The sequence below is a fragment of the Pseudomonas sp. FG43 genome (genome assembly GCF_057809175.1).
The window spans coordinates 22,131-37,074 of record NZ_JBMDJL010000007.1 but is presented as its reverse complement, the minus strand read 5'-3'; the positions used below and the strand labels follow the sequence as shown (position 1 = coordinate 37,074).

The following is a 14,944-nucleotide window of genomic DNA, read 5'->3' as shown; positions in this document are numbered from 1 at the left end:
TACTTACCACCGATGACCTTTGCCTGTCGGTTTACATGCACTCAGGCACAGGTAAAATGGCCGCCTTTCCCTATTTCAGTCAGAGCAGTTCATGGCGTTGCCGACCCTCCGCATCATCGGTTTCATCATCGGCATATTCCTGATCACTCTGGCGGTTGCCATGATCGTGCCCATGGCAACACTCGTCATATACGAGCGTTTCGAAGACCTGCGCTCCTTTCTGTGGGCCAGCGCCATTACCTTCATCGCGGGCCTGGCGCTTGTGGTGCCGGGCCGGCCGGAGCATGTCCATCTGCGTCCGCGGGACATGTACATGCTCACGGTTTCCAGCTGGATCATCGTCTGCATCTTCGCCGCCCTGCCCTTCCTGCTGACCCAGCACATCAGCTACACCGATTCGTTCTTTGAAAGCATGTCGGGGATCACCGCCACCGGCTCGACCGTGCTCAGCAATCTGGACAGCGCGTCTCCGGGGATTCTCATCTGGCGCTCCATGCTGCACTGGCTGGGCGGCATCGGCTTCATCGGCATGGCGGTAGCGATCCTGCCCCTGCTGCGCATCGGCGGCATGCGCCTGTTCCAGACCGAGTCCTCCGACCGCTCGGAAAAGGTCATGCCACGCTCGCATATGGTGGCCAAGTTCATCGTCCTGGCCTACGTCGGCTTTACCGCTCTGGGCAGCCTTGCCTTCTGGGCGGCGGGCATGAGCCTGTTCGACGCAATCAACCATGCGATGTCTGCGATCTCCACAGGCGGTTTCTCCACCTCCGATCTTTCCCTGGCCAAGTGGCCACAGCCTGCCGTGCATTGGGTCGCAATCGTGGTGATGATCCTCGGCAGCCTGCCCTTTACGCTGTACGTGGCCACCCTACGCGGCAATCGCAAGGCGTTGATCAAGGATGAACAGGTTCAAGGGTTGCTCGGCCTGCTACTGGTCACCTGGCTCATGATGACTCTGTGGTACGGCGCGACCACCGACCTGCCCTGGAGCGACGCACTGCGTCACGTGGCCTTGAACGTGACCTCGGTCGTCACCACCACCGGCTTCGCACTGGGCGACTACAGCCTGTGGGGCAATTTCTCGCTGATGCTGTTTTTCTATCTGGGCTTCATTGGTGGCTGCTCCGGTTCGACCGCCGGGGGCGTGAAGATATTTCGCTTCCAGGTGGCCTATATCCTGCTGCGCGCCAACCTCAATCAGTTGATCCACCCGCGCGCCGTCATCAAGCAGAAGTACAACGGGCACAGGCTCGACGACGAAATCGTACGTTCGATCCTGACCTTTTCGTTCTTCTTCACCATCACCATCTGCGTGATCGCGCTGCTGCTTTCACTGCTGGGCCTGGACTGGATGACTGCCCTGACCGGTGCTGCAAGCACGGTTTCAGGCGTGGGCCCTGGGCTGGGAGAAATAATCGGGCCAGCGGGCAACTTCTCCACTCTGCCGGATGCTGCGAAATGGATTCTGTCCGCAGGCATGCTGCTGGGCCGTCTGGAGATCATCACTGTTCTGGTGCTTTGCGTACCGGCATTCTGGCGGCACTGATGCAAGGCTTGCCCTCACTCGGCTAGACTCAGGTCAGACCGACATGAGGGTGGGCATCATGGATCACGTCAAACAGTTCACGAGCTTCGCTGAGTTCTATCCTTTCTATCTGCAGGAACACCGCAGCAGCACCAGCCGACGCCTGCATTTCATCGGCACCAGCTTGGTGATCTTCCTGTTGGCATTTGGAATCGGCAGCGGCAGATGGTGGCTGTTGTGGCTACTGCCCGTTGCCGGTTACGGCTTTGCATGGGCGGGGCATTTCTTCTTCGAGAAAAACCGGCCGGCCACTTTCAAGCACCCGTTCTACAGCCTGCTCGGCGACTTCGTCATGTACCGGGACATGCTGCTGGGCAAGGTGCCGTTCTAGACAGCATCAAACGACCGACTCAGCGACCGGCTCCTGCGGCGCAGCAGCCTTTTGCTGAAGATGCGCATCGGCCAGACGAAACAGTTCGATGGTACCGTCCAGATGCTCGATCAAGGCGGTGCAGGACTCTACCCAATCGCCACAATTGAGGTATTCCACTTCTCCAACCATGCGAATTTCAGCGTGGTGGATATGCCCGCACACCACGCCATCGAGCCCGCGCTTCACACATTCGTGGGCGATGGCTTCCTCGAAGTCGCTGATGAAATTCACCGCCGTCTTGACCTTGTGCTTCAGATACGCCGACAGCGACCAGTAACCGTAGCCATATTTTGCCCGCCAGTGGTTGAGCCAGCGATTGAGAGTCAGCGTGAACTCGTAGGCCGAATCCCCCAGAAAAGCCAGCCAGCGGTGATAGCGCGTGATGACGTCGAACTGATCGCCATGAATCACCAGCAATCGACGGCCGTCCGCCGTCACGTGCTCGACTTCATCCACAAGCTGGATATTGCCCAGGATCAGCTTCGAGTAACGGCGCAGGAACTCATCATGGTTCCCGGTGATGTAAATCACCTCGGTGCCGCGCTTGCTCATGGTCAGCAAGCGGCGAATCACGTTGGTGTGCGCCTGAGGCCAGTACATGCCGCTGCGCAGCTTCCAGCCGTCTATGATGTCGCCGACCAGATAAACCTTGTCGGCCTGATAGCGCTTGAGGAAAGCCGACAGATGTTCAGCCTGACAATCGCGAGTGCCCAGATGCACATCTGAAATCCACAAGGTCCGCACACGTTGCTTGGAGCTGGGTTTGGCAAGCTGAGCACTGCTCATGGGAAGACCTCCGGCAGGTTTTCCACGAGAGTGCGGCATATGGGTTAACTGGATGTGACACCGATATGACCGTGTAATGACATACTCCGCCCCTGCCATGAACTCACACACTTCACTGCTTTCAGGGATCAGAATGAATCAGCGCTCCGCCCTCGGCGCCTTGCATATCGGCGCCCTGATGTTTGGCCTTGCCGGTGTACTCGGCAAGCTGGCTGCCGCCTCGCCTTCGGTCATCGTTTTCGGACGCGCAGCCTTTGCAGCGGTTGCCTTGTGGCTCTTCATCCATTTCGCCCGCAATACCGCCTGGGCATCTCTGCGCATAAGGCATTGGGCACAACTGCTGCTCAGCGGTGTGTTGCTGAGTGCCCATTGGGTCACGTTCTTCATGGCGGTGAAAATATCGGGCGTGGCGGTTGCGACTCTGGGCTTTGCCAGCTTTCCGGCCTTTACGGTCATTCTCGAAGGCCTGTTCTTTCGCGAACGGATTCGCCTCACGGAAATTCTTCTCGTGGTGCTGGTCAGTGCCGGGCTGATACTTGTGACACCGGATTTCGACCTTGCCAGCGAGGCGACCACGGGCCTGCTCTGGGCCATATTTTCGGGGCTGACATTCTCGCTGCTGTCACTGGTCAATCGCGCAAGCTCTGCACATGTCCCCCCGGTGCAGGCTGCGTTGTGCCAGAACCTGATCGTAGCGGTCTGCCTGTTGCCTGCTGCGGCCGGTGAACTGGGTGATGTCTCAAGGCTGGACTGGCTGTGGATCGGGCTGCTTGGCGTATTTTGCACAGGTGTGGCACACAGCCTGTTCGTCGCCAGTCTGGCAGTGATAAAGGCAAGAATGGCAGCGATAGTGTTCGCCATGGAGCCGATCTATGGCATTGCTTTCGCCTGGCTGATATTTGCCGAGAGCCCCTCGCCGAGAATGCTGCTGGGAGGCGCCTTGATCATTAGCGCCATCATGGTTTCAGGGCTGATGAATCGATCGGACACCACGCCCTCGGCCACCGCCAGGACTCACTGAGTATCGGGTTGGCCCGACCTGTCGTTATGACCCAGATCGCGCTGCGGATCGATCTGGTCGCGCACTCGCTGCTTGAGAACCTTGGCTTCCGGAAACCCGCCATCGGCCTTGCGCTCCCAGATCTGCACACCATCGCAGGTGATGCGAAATACCCCGCCCGTACCCGGTTCCAGGGAAACTTTACCGAGATCGTCCGAGAACGTGCTCAATAACTCCTGGGCCAGCCAGGCCGCACGCAACAGCCACTGGCATTGGGTGCAATATGTAATGACGACTTCAGCTTTTTCGACTGACATGAACGGACTCTTCAAGACAAATCAATTGAGGTACCCACAATAGAGCACATGATAAACATTCCTTGTTTTCATGACGTTTGTGGAACTCCGTTTTTTAACTGCCCACCTATCAATAGTAGCCACAAGCCTTGATGCGCATCTATTTGCGCACCCATCTCTAGAAAAAACGCCATAAAAACCGCTACAGCCCTTATGGATCAAGCCAGTCACCCAACTGCGCACGATATTGCGCATGTGCGCATTTTTTTGCGCAGCTTATCGGAGGTATTTGCTCAAAAAACAATCAAAAATCGCTCGCTAAAAACATAAGCAATTGATTTAAATATGGAAATAAATTCAGGCACGACTCTTGATAGAGGCAATGCCATTCAGCGGGCAGCATCGCCCGCAAGACAAAGGAACAAGGGATGTTCACACCTGCTCATCAGGCCAATTACATGTTGATCGACGGTGCCCTGCACCCGAACGCCATTCGCCATCTGCAACAACGGAACGAGCCACTGGAAATCGAGCCGCTTTACCTCGGCACAGGCCTGGCCACTCTCAAGGAACAAGGACCGATTCTGGTACACGCGCCTGTCGGCACCTCGCTGATTGCCGAATGGCAACAGAGTGCAGTCCAGCACCTGTCTGCCAGTGTCTTCACCAGCCAGGCGCCCTTGCGCACGGTCTCCAGCCACCTGCGCCATTTCCTCCAGCCGCCGGACCATCTGGGCAATCACAGCCTGCTGCGCTTTGCCGACCCCGTCGTGATGTATTTCTGGTTATCGAGCTATCGCCAGGAACATCTGGACTCATTGCTGGGGCCTGTCACCGACTTATGGATCAAGACACCGATTCATCGCTGGCAACCTGAGCCCGAGTCCCCTTTCACACACTTTGCCCGCCATGGCCCGCCTCAAACCTGGGATGCACGTTTTGCGCTACAGGGCGAACAGCAACTGGCCGCATTCGAGCAGTCTTATCGCTGGCTGTTCATCGAGCAGCTTCACGAATGGCTCACCGAGAACCACTCATCGGCGTTCGCCAACCAGACGGACGAACAGGTCCGCCGCTGGATGGAACACGTACTGGAAAAAGGCCGGGCATGGGGGCTGGAAAGTGATTACGCCTTCGTGGCGTGGGCGGATGTCTGCCACACCTGGGGCCTGGACTTCATGGATCGGACTGACGGCCCCTATCAGCGCTGGCTGACGCTGTTTCCCGACAAGGCACAGTTGCCTCCCGAGCTTCGCGTCGAGGCAGTCGCAGCACATGCACGCAGCATCACCGGTGCGCCCCCAGACTGACAAGCACGCCCCCTTCGGCAACGGCATGCAGCAAGTCGTACAGCTTGCGCATGCCCAACCTTCATATCGCAAGCTCGATTGTGCCTGGGCATCTCACAGTAAGCCAAAAAACTTACTGATCATAATCAATAAAAGTGATGCATATTTTTTATAATTAACTTAGACCAAAATCGAATTTCACAGGCAGTGCTGCATCACTTTAAGGTGCTCTGGACAAGGTCGAACGGACCTCTACCATTGGCAGGAGTTGTCATGAGCATCGAATTCATCGGCTATATCGCCACCCAACCCGGTTCTGAAATCCATCCCCGCAGCGGCCCGACCATTCAGCCCGACTACGTGGAAAAGGTCGCCAAGGCTCATGAAGACGCAGGCTTCGATCGGGCGCTGGTGGCGTATCACTCCAATAGCCCTGACAGCGCGTTTGTTGCCGCTCATGCCGCCAGCGTCACAACCAGACTCAAGTTTCTGATTGCCCATCGCCCGGGTTTCATTTCGCCAACCGTGGCTGCACGCCAGTTCGCGACGCTGGATGTCTTCAATGGCGGGCGCACTGCCGTGCATATCATCACTGGCGGGGATGACAAGGAACTGCGTGCCGATGGCAGCCATATCGGCAAGGACGAGCGCTATGCCCGCAGCGATGAATACCTGAGCGTGGTGCGCCAGGAATGGACCAGCGACAAGCCGTTCGACCATCAAGGCACCTATTACCAGTTTGAAGGCGCTCATTCGCAGGTCAAATCGCCACAGCAGCCGCATATCCCTCTGTACTTCGGTGGCTCATCCGCCGCAGCGATTGCCGTGGCAGGCAAGCATGCCGATGTCTATGCGCTGTGGGGAGAGACTTACGAGCAGGTGCGCGATGTCGTCAAACAAGTCCGCGCCGAAGCGGCCAAACATGGCCGCACCATTCGCTTCAGCCTGTCATTGCGTCCGATCCTGGCAGAGACCGAAGAGAAAGCCTGGGCGCGTGCCGACAGCATTCTGGAGAAGGCCACCGCCCTGGCTCAGAGCAATGGTTTCGTACGTCGCGAACCGCCAAATGAAGGCTCGCGTCGCCTGCTGGCTGCGGCGGCTCAAGGGGCGCGTCTGGACAAACGCCTGTGGACCGGCATTGCTGGCCTGCTGGGCGCCCAGGGAAATTCCACTTCGCTGGTGGGGACGCCGGAGCAAGTCGCTGAAGCACTGCTGGATTATTACGATCTGGGAATCACCACATTCCTGATCCGTGGTTTCGATCCGCTGGACGATGCAATCGATTACGGCAAGAAGCTGATCCCGCTGACTCGGGAGCTGGTTGCAGAACGTGAGTGTCAGGCTCGGGAACGGGTTGCCTGATACGTAGCCGTCGCGGCAAGGCCCCTCCCACGATTACCCATGCGGGAAGGGCCTGGTCATTCATGCCGCGACCTGTTCCTGCCGCAACGACCTCGCCACCAGACTGCCGAATGATTCCACCGGCCCTTGCAGGTTGCCGAGGAAGCGCGGGTAGACCAGCCACAAATCCATCACCGGCTTGAAGTCCTTGAGTGGCAGTACCGCCAGTTGCTCGCGATGGGCGCTGCGCTCCAGCAATGGACGCGGTACCAGCCCCAGCCCCATGCCATCGCCAACCAGACCCAGTTGCAGCTCGGTGCCGAAGGTTTCCAGGTTGACCTTCAGGTTCAGCCCCTGATCGGACAAGGTGCGCTGTAGCCCTGCACGAAAGCCACAGCCATCCGGGTTGAGCACCCAGCCCTGTTCATAACAGTCAGCCAGCTTGCCGGGCTTCTTCATCACTGCGTCTTTGGCGCAAACCACCACCAGTTCCACCTTGCCGATGGATTGGCCGATGATGTTTTCCGGGAATATCTTGCCTGCCGGGAAAAGCGCCGCCGCCGCATCCAGCTCACCGTTCTCGATCTTGCCGATCAGGTTGCTGCCCCAGCCGGTCACCACCTGGGCACGCAGGTCCGGGAATTCGCCCCGCAGTTGCTTGAGCGCATCAAGCAGCACCACATCGCCAATGGTCTGCGGCACACCCAGGCGCAACAAACCGCTGGGCGGTGTATCGCTGGCTACGAGTTCTCGCAGCGAGTCCATCTCACGCAGGATCGCCAGGCACTTTTGATAGACCTGCATGCCGATCGGTGTGGGTTTGAGCGGCTTGGTGTTGCGGTCGAACAACTCGACACCCAGCGCCTGCTCGAAATTCTGTACCCGGCGGGTAATCGCAGGCTGAGTCAAATCCAGCGAATCCGCCGCATGGCTGATCGACTGACAACGAATCACTGCAACGAAAGCATCGATATCATCAATTTTCATTCGGACCGCACATAAAAATATAAAAAGAACATAGGCAAAAAGCATAGTGGGATTTCAGGATTCTGAATAGCTGCCTTCACGCGACAAGAGCGAATCATTCACGAAAGTCCCGGCTCGCAAAAAAGTATTAAAGAGCTTTTCGTTATAACCTAATCATAAAAAAATAGCATATTAAGATCTCACATTATGTTTACATCCATTCAGGCATCAACCAGCCCTGGAATGGATATGACACAGACTCGACACCCGGAACGACTCAGGGCCTTCATTGGAGCACTGGCCGAGCTTATCGATGGCAACCCGCGCGAGGGCGATCTCTTGCATCGTGGCGGCAAACTGCTTTCACAACTGGTCAGCCATGACGACTGGCTACCTGACGAATTCGCGATCCCCGACCCGACCCGCTATCAGCAATTCCTGCTGCATGCCGATTCCCGGCAGCGCTTCTCGATTGTCAGCTTCGTATGGGGGCCGGGCCAGAGCACGCCGATTCACGACCATCGGGTCTGGGGCCTGATCGGCATGTTGCGTGGCGCCGAATACTCACAGGGTTTCGTTCGCAGCCCCGATGGACGCCTGGAGCGCGAAGGCCCGGCGATTCGCCTGGAGCCCGGTCACGTGGAGGCCCTGTCGCCACGCAGCAACGATGTCCACCAGGTCAGTAACGCCTTCAGCGATCAAGTGTCGATCAGCATTCATGTCTACGGCGCCAACATCGGCGCGGTAAAGCGTGCCGTCTATGAGCCGGACGGCACCGAAAAACTGTTCATTTCCGGTTATTCCAACGCCTTTCTCCCGAATATCTGGGACCTGTCAAAAGAGAGCAAAGCCCAATGACCACACAATCGACCCGAACCTTTGCCGACATTCGCCAAGCGCTGCTGGAACGCCGGGAAACCGCGCTGGTGGATGTGCGCGAAGAAGCCCCGTTCGCTGAAGCGCACCCGCTGTTCGCAGCCAATATCCCGCTGTCGAAGCTGGAGCTGGAAGTGTTCTCGCGCATTCCGCGCCGCGATACCGCCATCACCCTTTATGACAATGGCGAAGGCCTGGCGCAGATTGCCCTGCAACGCTTGCAGGGCCTGGGCTACAGCGACGTCAAACTGCTCGATGGCGGCCTGCAGGGCTGGCGCGATGCGGGTGGCGAACTGTTTATCGACGTCAACGTGCCCAGCAAGGCCTTTGGCGAACTGGTTGAACATCATCGCCATACCCCTTCCCTGTCGGCCGAAGAGGTCAAGGCACTGCTCGATAGCAAGGCAGACGTTGTGGTGCTCGACGCTCGACGCTATGACGAGTACCAGACCATGAGCATCCCCAGCGGGATCAGCGTGCCGGGCGCCGAACTGGTGCTGCGCGCACGGGAACTGGCGCCGGACCCGAACACCCGGATCATCGTCAATTGTGCCGGACGTACCCGCAGCATCATTGGCACACAGTCGCTGGTCAACGCGGGCCTTCCCAATCAGATCAACGCACTGCGCAACGGCACCATCGGCTGGCTGCTGGCCGGACAGACACTGGATCACGGTCAGGCACGTCGCTTCGCGGCAGTCAGCGAGGAAACTCGTGAAGTGGCCAGTGCCGATGCCCGCAAGGTTGCCGACAAGGCCGGCGTACAACGCGCCAGCCGCGCCGACCTGCAACGCTGGCAGGCCGACGCCACACGAACCACGTATCTGTTCGATGTACGCACACCGGAAGAATTCGCCAAAGGCCACCTGCCTGCGGCTCGCTCCACGCCCGGCGGGCAACTGGTGCAGGAAACCGATCACTTCGCCAGCGTGCGCGGTGCGCGTCTGGTGCTGGTGGACGATGACGGTGTGCGAGCCAACATGTCGGCTTCGTGGCTGGCGCAACTGGGCTGGGAAGTGTTCGTGATCGATGATCTGCAAGCTGCGGACTTCAGCGAGCAAGGTGATTGGGATGCGCCGTTCCCGACGCCGCCTCAGGTCGAGGAAATCAGCCCTGAAACCCTGGCCCAATGGCAGGCCGACGGCAATGTCGCGGTGCTCGACTTCACCGCCAGCGCCAACTACGTCAAGCAACACATCCCCGGCGCATGGTGGACATTGCGGGCGGATCTCGCACAGGCCCTGAGCAAAGTGCCCAGTGCCGAACGTTATGTGCTGACTTGTGGCAGCAGCCGTCTGGCCCGCCTGGCGGTGGCCGAGGTAGAGGCCTTGACCGGCAGGCAGGTGTTCCTGCTCAACGGCGGGACCGCCAGCTGGATCAAGGCTGGCCTGCCACTGGAGCACGGCGAAAGTCACCTGGCCTCGCCACGCATTGATCGCTATCGCCGCCCCTATGAAGGCACTGATGCACCACGCGACGCGATGCAGGCTTATCTGGACTGGGAGTTTGGTCTGGTGGAGCAACTGGGCCGCGACGGGACCCATGGCTTCAATGTGATCTGACTTTGCACTGAACTTCACTAGCCTCTTCGCGGATGAATCCGCTCCTACAGAAAAGCTCACATGTGAACTTGATTCCGTAGGAGCGAATTCATTCGCGAAGGCCTGTACAGCCAAGGAAAATCCACTGCCTTCAATGACGCCTAGCGGATGAATCCGCACCAACAAAATCAATATTATTTATATTTTTAAAACTAAAAATCAGTTAATTACATAATTAGCATATAACCAAAAGATACTTCACATCGGTTTCTTATAGGAATAACTTCAATCTCATTCACCCAGGCAGGGACTGCTGACCTCCAGAGCCGTCAGCCCACGACACCCATTCAGGAGCACTCGACATGAGCACACAACGTCACTTGAAACTCGGAGCCATGGTTCATGGCGTGGGCCACGGTTGGGGTGAATGGCGCCATCCGGATGCGCTGGCGGATGCCAGTGTCAATTTCGGTTTCTACAAGCAGCAGACCGCCCTGGCCGAAGCGGCCAAATTCGATTTCGTCTTCATTGCCGACAGCCTGCATATCCACGAGAAATCCAGCCCGCACTACCTGAACCGCTTCGAGCCGCTGACAATCCTCTCGGCACTGGCGGCCACCACACAGCACATCGGTCTGGTGGCGACTGTCACGGTCAGCTACACCGAACCCTTCCAGGTGGCCCGCCAGTTCGCCTCACTGGATCACATCAGTGGCGGTCGCGCTGGCTGGAACGTGGTCACTTCCTGGCTCAGCGGTACTGCCGACAACTTCAGCAAGGGAGAGCATCCGCCCCATGCGGTTCGCTATCGCATCGCCAAGGAACACGTCTCGGTGGTCAAGGGCCTGTGGGATTCCTGGGAAGACGACGCCTTTGCCCGCAACAAACAGACCGGCGAATTCTTCACCCCGAGCAAGCTGCATGCGCTCAACCATCAAGGCGAGTTCTTTCAGGTCAAAGGCCCGCTGAACATTTCCCGCTCCCGTCAGGGTCATCCCGTGCTGTTTCAGGCCGGGACTTCCGAGGACGGGCGCAATTTCGCAGCGGAATATTCCGATGCCATCTTTGTTCATGCAGAAACCCTCGAAGACGCCAAAAACTATTCCAGGGACCTGAAAAAACGCGCCGCAGGATTCGGCCGCAACCCGCAAGACCTGTCGATCCTGCCGGGTATCCGCCCGATCATCGGCCGCGATGAAGCCGAAGTGGAAAGCCGCTATCAACAGGCCGTGGAACTGGTATCCATCGAAGATGCCATCGTTGCGCTGGGTCGCCCATTCAACGATCACGATTTCAGCCAGTACCCACTGGATGAGCCGTTCCCCGAACTGGGCGACCTGGGCTCCAACAGTCAGAAAGGCGGCTCGGACCGCATCAAGCAACTGGCCAAAGACGAAGGCCTGACCCTGCGTGAAGTCGCCTTGTACTTCTCGCGCCCTCGCCGCGATTTCGTCGGCACACCCGAACAGGTTGCCGACGCTGTCCAGACCTGGTTTGAACAAGGCGCGGCGGATGGCTTCATCATCAATTCGCTGTTGCCGGACGGCTTGCAGTATTTCACCGAGCTGGTCGTGCCGCTGTTGCAGCAACGCGGTCTGTTCCGCAGCGAATACACGGGCGCAACCCTGCGTGAGCACTTTGGTTTGTCCGTACCGGTCAATCGCCATGCACAAGACGCCCAGGCCCTCGGTTCCAGAGAGGAAGCCGTGGCATGAGCCTTTCCCTGCTTCGTCCTCAGGACAATCCAGAATCAGCCGAGGCTTTCGCGGCCCGGCTGGCCCAGATCACCGCACAACTGGCCGAAACAGCCGAGCATTACGACGTCAGCGGCGAGTTCCCCCACGACAACTTCCGTCTGCTGCATGAACACGGACTGCTGGGCCTTACCGTCCCCACCGACCTGGGCGGCGGCGGTGCCGATCTGGTTCAGGCACTGCAAACGGTCAGTGCCGTTGCCAAGGGCGAACCTTCCACTGCGCTGATTCTGGTCATGCAGTACATCCAGCATTCCCGTTTGCAGGAAAGCAAAAGCTGGCCCAGGGATTTGCGTGTACTGGTCGCGAAACAAGCCGTTCAGGATGGCGCACTGATCAATGCACTGCGAGTGGAGCCAGACCTCGGCACTCCAGCTCGCGGCGGCCTGCCTGCCACCACTGCCCGCCGCACAGCGGAAGGCTGGCGGATCAGCGGCAGCAAGATCTACTCCACCGGCAGCCATGGCCTGACCTGGTTCAGCGTCTGGGCTCGCAGTGATGATGAAGACCCACTGGTCGGAGCCTGGCTGGTACACAAGGACACGCCCGGCATCCGTATAGTCGAAGATTGGGACCATTTGGGGATGCGTGCCACCAGCAGTCATGAAGTGATCTTCGAGGACGTGCTGGTACCGCTGGAACATGCCGTCAGTGTCAGCCGCTGGAGCGCTCCACAGCCGGAGCTCGACGCTTCGGGCCTGCTCTGGATGTCGGTGCTGCTGTCATCGGTCTATGACGGTATCGCCCACTCGGCAAGGGACTGGCTGGTTCAGTGGCTGGAGCAGCGCAAACCGTCCAACCTCGGAGCTGCACTGTCGACCCTGCCACGCTTTCAGGAGGTGGTCGGCCATATCGACACCTTGCTGTTCGCCAATCAGAACCTGCTGGAGTCTGCCGCCAGGGGGCTGGTGCCGACGAAAAACGCTGCGCAGATCAAATACCTGGTGACCGGCAACGCCCTTCGCGCTGTAGAGCTGGCCATCGAAGCGACCGGCAATCCCGGCCTGTCACGCAGCAATCCGCTGCAACGCCATTACCGTAATGTGCTGTGTGGCCGGGTTCATACGCCGCAAAACGACGCGGTCCTTCAGGGGGTGGGCAAGGCTGTTTTCGCGGCTCGCAGTACATCCCTGTAAGGACTTCATCAGATCGTTTTTTCCGATGATAATGAATCTATTTAACAGGCGTCTTCACGAATAACTTCGTGAAGACGAACATCAAAATAAAAATGTCATATTCAATATTAAAAGCCTATTTTTTCAACCCTTTAGCAAACCGCTTTTTTATTTGTCCCCCCTCATTCATCCCCCCTGAAATATCACCCTAGTTAGTTATCGTACATCGATAGTAAATCCATCTAAAACTCATATTAGTTCGCCCTTTCAAACCGCTTTCAAGCTCACACCCTTAAGCCATTTACCTAGGACCACACACCTGTCGCGCACACCTGCGACAGTCCGTTCTGGATCCAAAAACATTGAATACAATGACTTTTACCTGACACTCCAGTCAGCTAAAAATCCAAATACCTTTGTCGTAGAGCCTACGCCGCCCATTGCAAGGATTAGGGGTTATCCCGATATTGACGTCAATTTACCATCGATATCATCCGATTATCTTTAAGGCAATCGAATGGATGCGAGGATGGCTATTTACATTGGTTTTTGGCTTGGCCTCGCTGTAAGCGCTACCGGGATCGCACTGGGACAAAACATAGTTTCAGCCAGTGGCCTGGTTATTATTGCTATCGCTACTATTGCCCTGCATTTACGTGCCAGAGCGTCTACAACGCCACTTGCCACAGAACACTCCGACTCAGACCCGGCTCAATCCCTGAGCCAGCCCGACGTACCGGCGCTGTTGCATACCGTCGTTCCAAGCTGGAGCGAAAGCATCAATCAGAGCCGTGACCTGCTGCAAACCAATATCAGTGAACTGTTCAACAGCTTCAGTAATATTGCGACCCGCCTGGAAGGCAGCCTGCAGAACTCCGAGAACATCCTCGGAAACGGTGGCGTCGGAGCCAGCCTGCTTGAAGCCAACGAACGGCTCAAGGAAGTGACCCACTCCTTCAACGCCAGCAGTCAGCGCCAGCAGGAATTGACGACCACGATCGGCAAACTCGACAGCTATGCCGGTCAGTTGCAATTCATGGCCAAGCGCGTGCAGGAAATCGCCAGCCAGACCAACCTGCTGGCCCTCAATGCCGCTATCGAAGCCGCTCGTGCCGGCGAACATGGCCGTGGCTTCTCGGTAGTCGCCGACGAAGTGCGCAAGCTCTCTTCGCTGTCCGCCGAGACAGGCCAGGGCATGGACACCAAGGTCGAAGAAATCAACCAGGCCATCCAGTTCACCATCACAGCGGCCGCCGAACTGGGCGCAAGCGAGCGCAACAACCTGGACTTTCTCAACGACTCGGTCACTCAAGTCATGGCCCGCCTAGGAGAGAACCTCAACGAACTTTCAGATTCCTCCCAGGCGCTGCAACGCGATGCCAGGGATACCCAGCGCGATATCCACTCGATCATGGTCAACCTGCAGTTCCAGGACCGCGCCGACCAGATGCTCGATCACGTCCAGGCCGATCAGCAACAACTGCTCGATGCCCTGCACAGTCAAGACCAGAGCCTCGATGATCCGCACGCATGGCTGGATCGCCTGCGTCAGCGCTTCACCACGGAAGAAGAGCGCAACGGGCGACCACAGGCCGCTGCCAGCGAAATCACTTTTTTCTGATTCCTGCTTTTTCCCTATACGAGAGTTCCGAACATGGCCAAGACCGTAATGATCGTCGATGACTCTTCATCGATGCGCCAGTTGGTGAAAATGAGCCTGAGCAGCGCCGGGCATCAGGTGATCGAGGCTGTAGACGGGCGCGATGCCCTCAACAAGCTGACCGGGCAGAAGGTCAACCTGATCATCAGCGACGTGAACATGCCCAACCTCGACGGCATAGGCCTGGTCAAGGAAGTCAAGGCACGCCCTGAATACCGCTTCACGCCCATCATCATGCTCACCACCGAAAGCGAACAATCCAAGAAAGCCGAAGGCCAGGCCGCGGGTGCCAAAGCCTGGATCGTCAAACCTTTTCAGCCTCAGCAATTGCTCGCTGCGGTCGAGAAACTGCTGGGGTAAGC

14 protein-coding genes are annotated in these 14,944 nt (G+C 57.8%); 11 read left to right on the top strand and 3 right to left on the bottom strand.

Features of this window, described 5'->3' with window-relative positions:
* Nucleotides 1-91: 91 nt before the first annotated feature.
* Entirely contained in the window at nt 92-1,546 is a 1,455-nt protein-coding gene (locus ACODS3_RS10405) for a TrkH family potassium uptake protein (RefSeq protein ID WP_200999870.1), read from the top strand.
* A gap of 58 nt (nt 1,547-1,604) precedes the next feature.
* Nucleotides 1,605-1,916, top strand: a complete 312-nt coding sequence (locus ACODS3_RS10400) for an Mpo1-like protein (RefSeq protein WP_201019351.1) — start codon at nt 1,605-1,607, stop codon at nt 1,914-1,916.
* A gap of 6 nt (nt 1,917-1,922) precedes the next feature.
* Here ACODS3_RS10400 and ACODS3_RS10395 read toward each other — a convergent pair whose 3' ends face one another.
* The gene (locus ACODS3_RS10395) at nt 1,923-2,744 is read right to left on the bottom strand and encodes a UDP-2,3-diacylglucosamine diphosphatase (protein ID WP_201019352.1); all 822 of its coding nucleotides are present in this window, start codon (nt 2,742-2,744) and stop codon (nt 1,923-1,925) included.
* 133 nt (nt 2,745-2,877) lie between these two features.
* Here ACODS3_RS10395 and ACODS3_RS10390 point away from each other — a divergent pair, with 133 nt between their 5' ends.
* A complete protein-coding gene (locus tag ACODS3_RS10390; protein WP_201019353.1) occupies nt 2,878-3,765 on the top strand; it encodes a DMT family transporter in 888 nt (295 codons plus the stop codon).
* On the opposite strand, the gene ACODS3_RS10385 is transcribed toward ACODS3_RS10390, so the two are convergent.
* Nucleotides 3,759-4,061 carry an Rdx family protein gene (locus tag ACODS3_RS10385; RefSeq protein ID WP_489034130.1) on the bottom strand — a complete coding sequence of 101 codons (303 nt, stop codon included), beginning with the start codon at nt 4,059-4,061 and terminating at the stop codon, nt 3,759-3,761. The genes ACODS3_RS10390 and ACODS3_RS10385 overlap by 7 nt on opposite strands.
* A gap of 407 nt (nt 4,062-4,468) precedes the next feature.
* Here ACODS3_RS10385 and ACODS3_RS10380 point away from each other — a divergent pair, with 407 nt between their 5' ends.
* Together ACODS3_RS10380 and ACODS3_RS10375 are read left to right on the top strand one after the other, a co-directional pair.
* Entirely contained in the window at nt 4,469-5,350 is an 882-nt protein-coding gene (locus tag ACODS3_RS10380; RefSeq protein ID WP_489034128.1) for a DUF4123 domain-containing protein, read from the top strand.
* Nucleotides 5,351-5,602: 252 nt separating this feature from the next.
* Entirely contained in the window at nt 5,603-6,691 is a 1,089-nt protein-coding gene (locus ACODS3_RS10375) for an LLM class flavin-dependent oxidoreductase (RefSeq protein WP_489034126.1), read from the top strand.
* 60 nt (nt 6,692-6,751) lie between these two features.
* Here the strand turns inward: ACODS3_RS10375 and ACODS3_RS10370 are convergent, their stop codons facing one another.
* On the bottom strand, nt 6,752-7,657 hold the full coding sequence (locus ACODS3_RS10370) for a LysR family transcriptional regulator (RefSeq protein ID WP_489034124.1): 906 nt from the start codon (nt 7,655-7,657) through the stop codon (nt 6,752-6,754).
* A 228-nt stretch (nt 7,658-7,885) separates the two neighbouring features.
* On the opposite strand from ACODS3_RS10370, the gene ACODS3_RS10365 reads away from it, so the two are divergent.
* From ACODS3_RS10365 to ACODS3_RS10340, 6 genes are all read left to right on the top strand, one after another.
* Nucleotides 7,886-8,494: a cysteine dioxygenase family protein gene (locus ACODS3_RS10365; protein WP_201019356.1), complete on the top strand. Its 609-nt coding sequence runs from the start codon at nt 7,886-7,888 to the stop codon at nt 8,492-8,494.
* Nucleotides 8,491-10,074 carry a rhodanese-related sulfurtransferase gene (locus ACODS3_RS10360; protein WP_489034122.1) on the top strand — a complete coding sequence of 528 codons (1,584 nt, stop codon included), beginning with the start codon at nt 8,491-8,493 and terminating at the stop codon, nt 10,072-10,074. The genes ACODS3_RS10365 and ACODS3_RS10360 overlap by 4 nt, the downstream gene beginning before the upstream one ends.
* Nucleotides 10,075-10,415: 341 nt before the next feature.
* On the top strand, nt 10,416-11,768 hold the full coding sequence (locus tag ACODS3_RS10355; protein ID WP_200999880.1) for an LLM class flavin-dependent oxidoreductase: 1,353 nt from the start codon (nt 10,416-10,418) through the stop codon (nt 11,766-11,768).
* Nucleotides 11,765-12,943: an acyl-CoA dehydrogenase family protein gene (locus ACODS3_RS10350; RefSeq protein ID WP_201019358.1), complete on the top strand. Its 1,179-nt coding sequence runs from the start codon at nt 11,765-11,767 to the stop codon at nt 12,941-12,943. Before ACODS3_RS10355 ends, ACODS3_RS10350 begins: the two co-directional genes overlap by 4 nt.
* A 496-nt stretch (nt 12,944-13,439) precedes the next feature.
* Nucleotides 13,440-14,543, top strand: coding sequence for a methyl-accepting chemotaxis protein (locus tag ACODS3_RS10345; protein WP_489034120.1), 1,104 nt, complete (start codon nt 13,440-13,442; stop codon nt 14,541-14,543).
* Between the two features lie 33 nt (nt 14,544-14,576).
* Nucleotides 14,577-14,942, top strand: coding sequence for a response regulator (locus tag ACODS3_RS10340; RefSeq protein ID WP_201019360.1), 366 nt, complete (start codon nt 14,577-14,579; stop codon nt 14,940-14,942).
* Nucleotides 14,943-14,944: the final 2 nt, after the last annotated feature.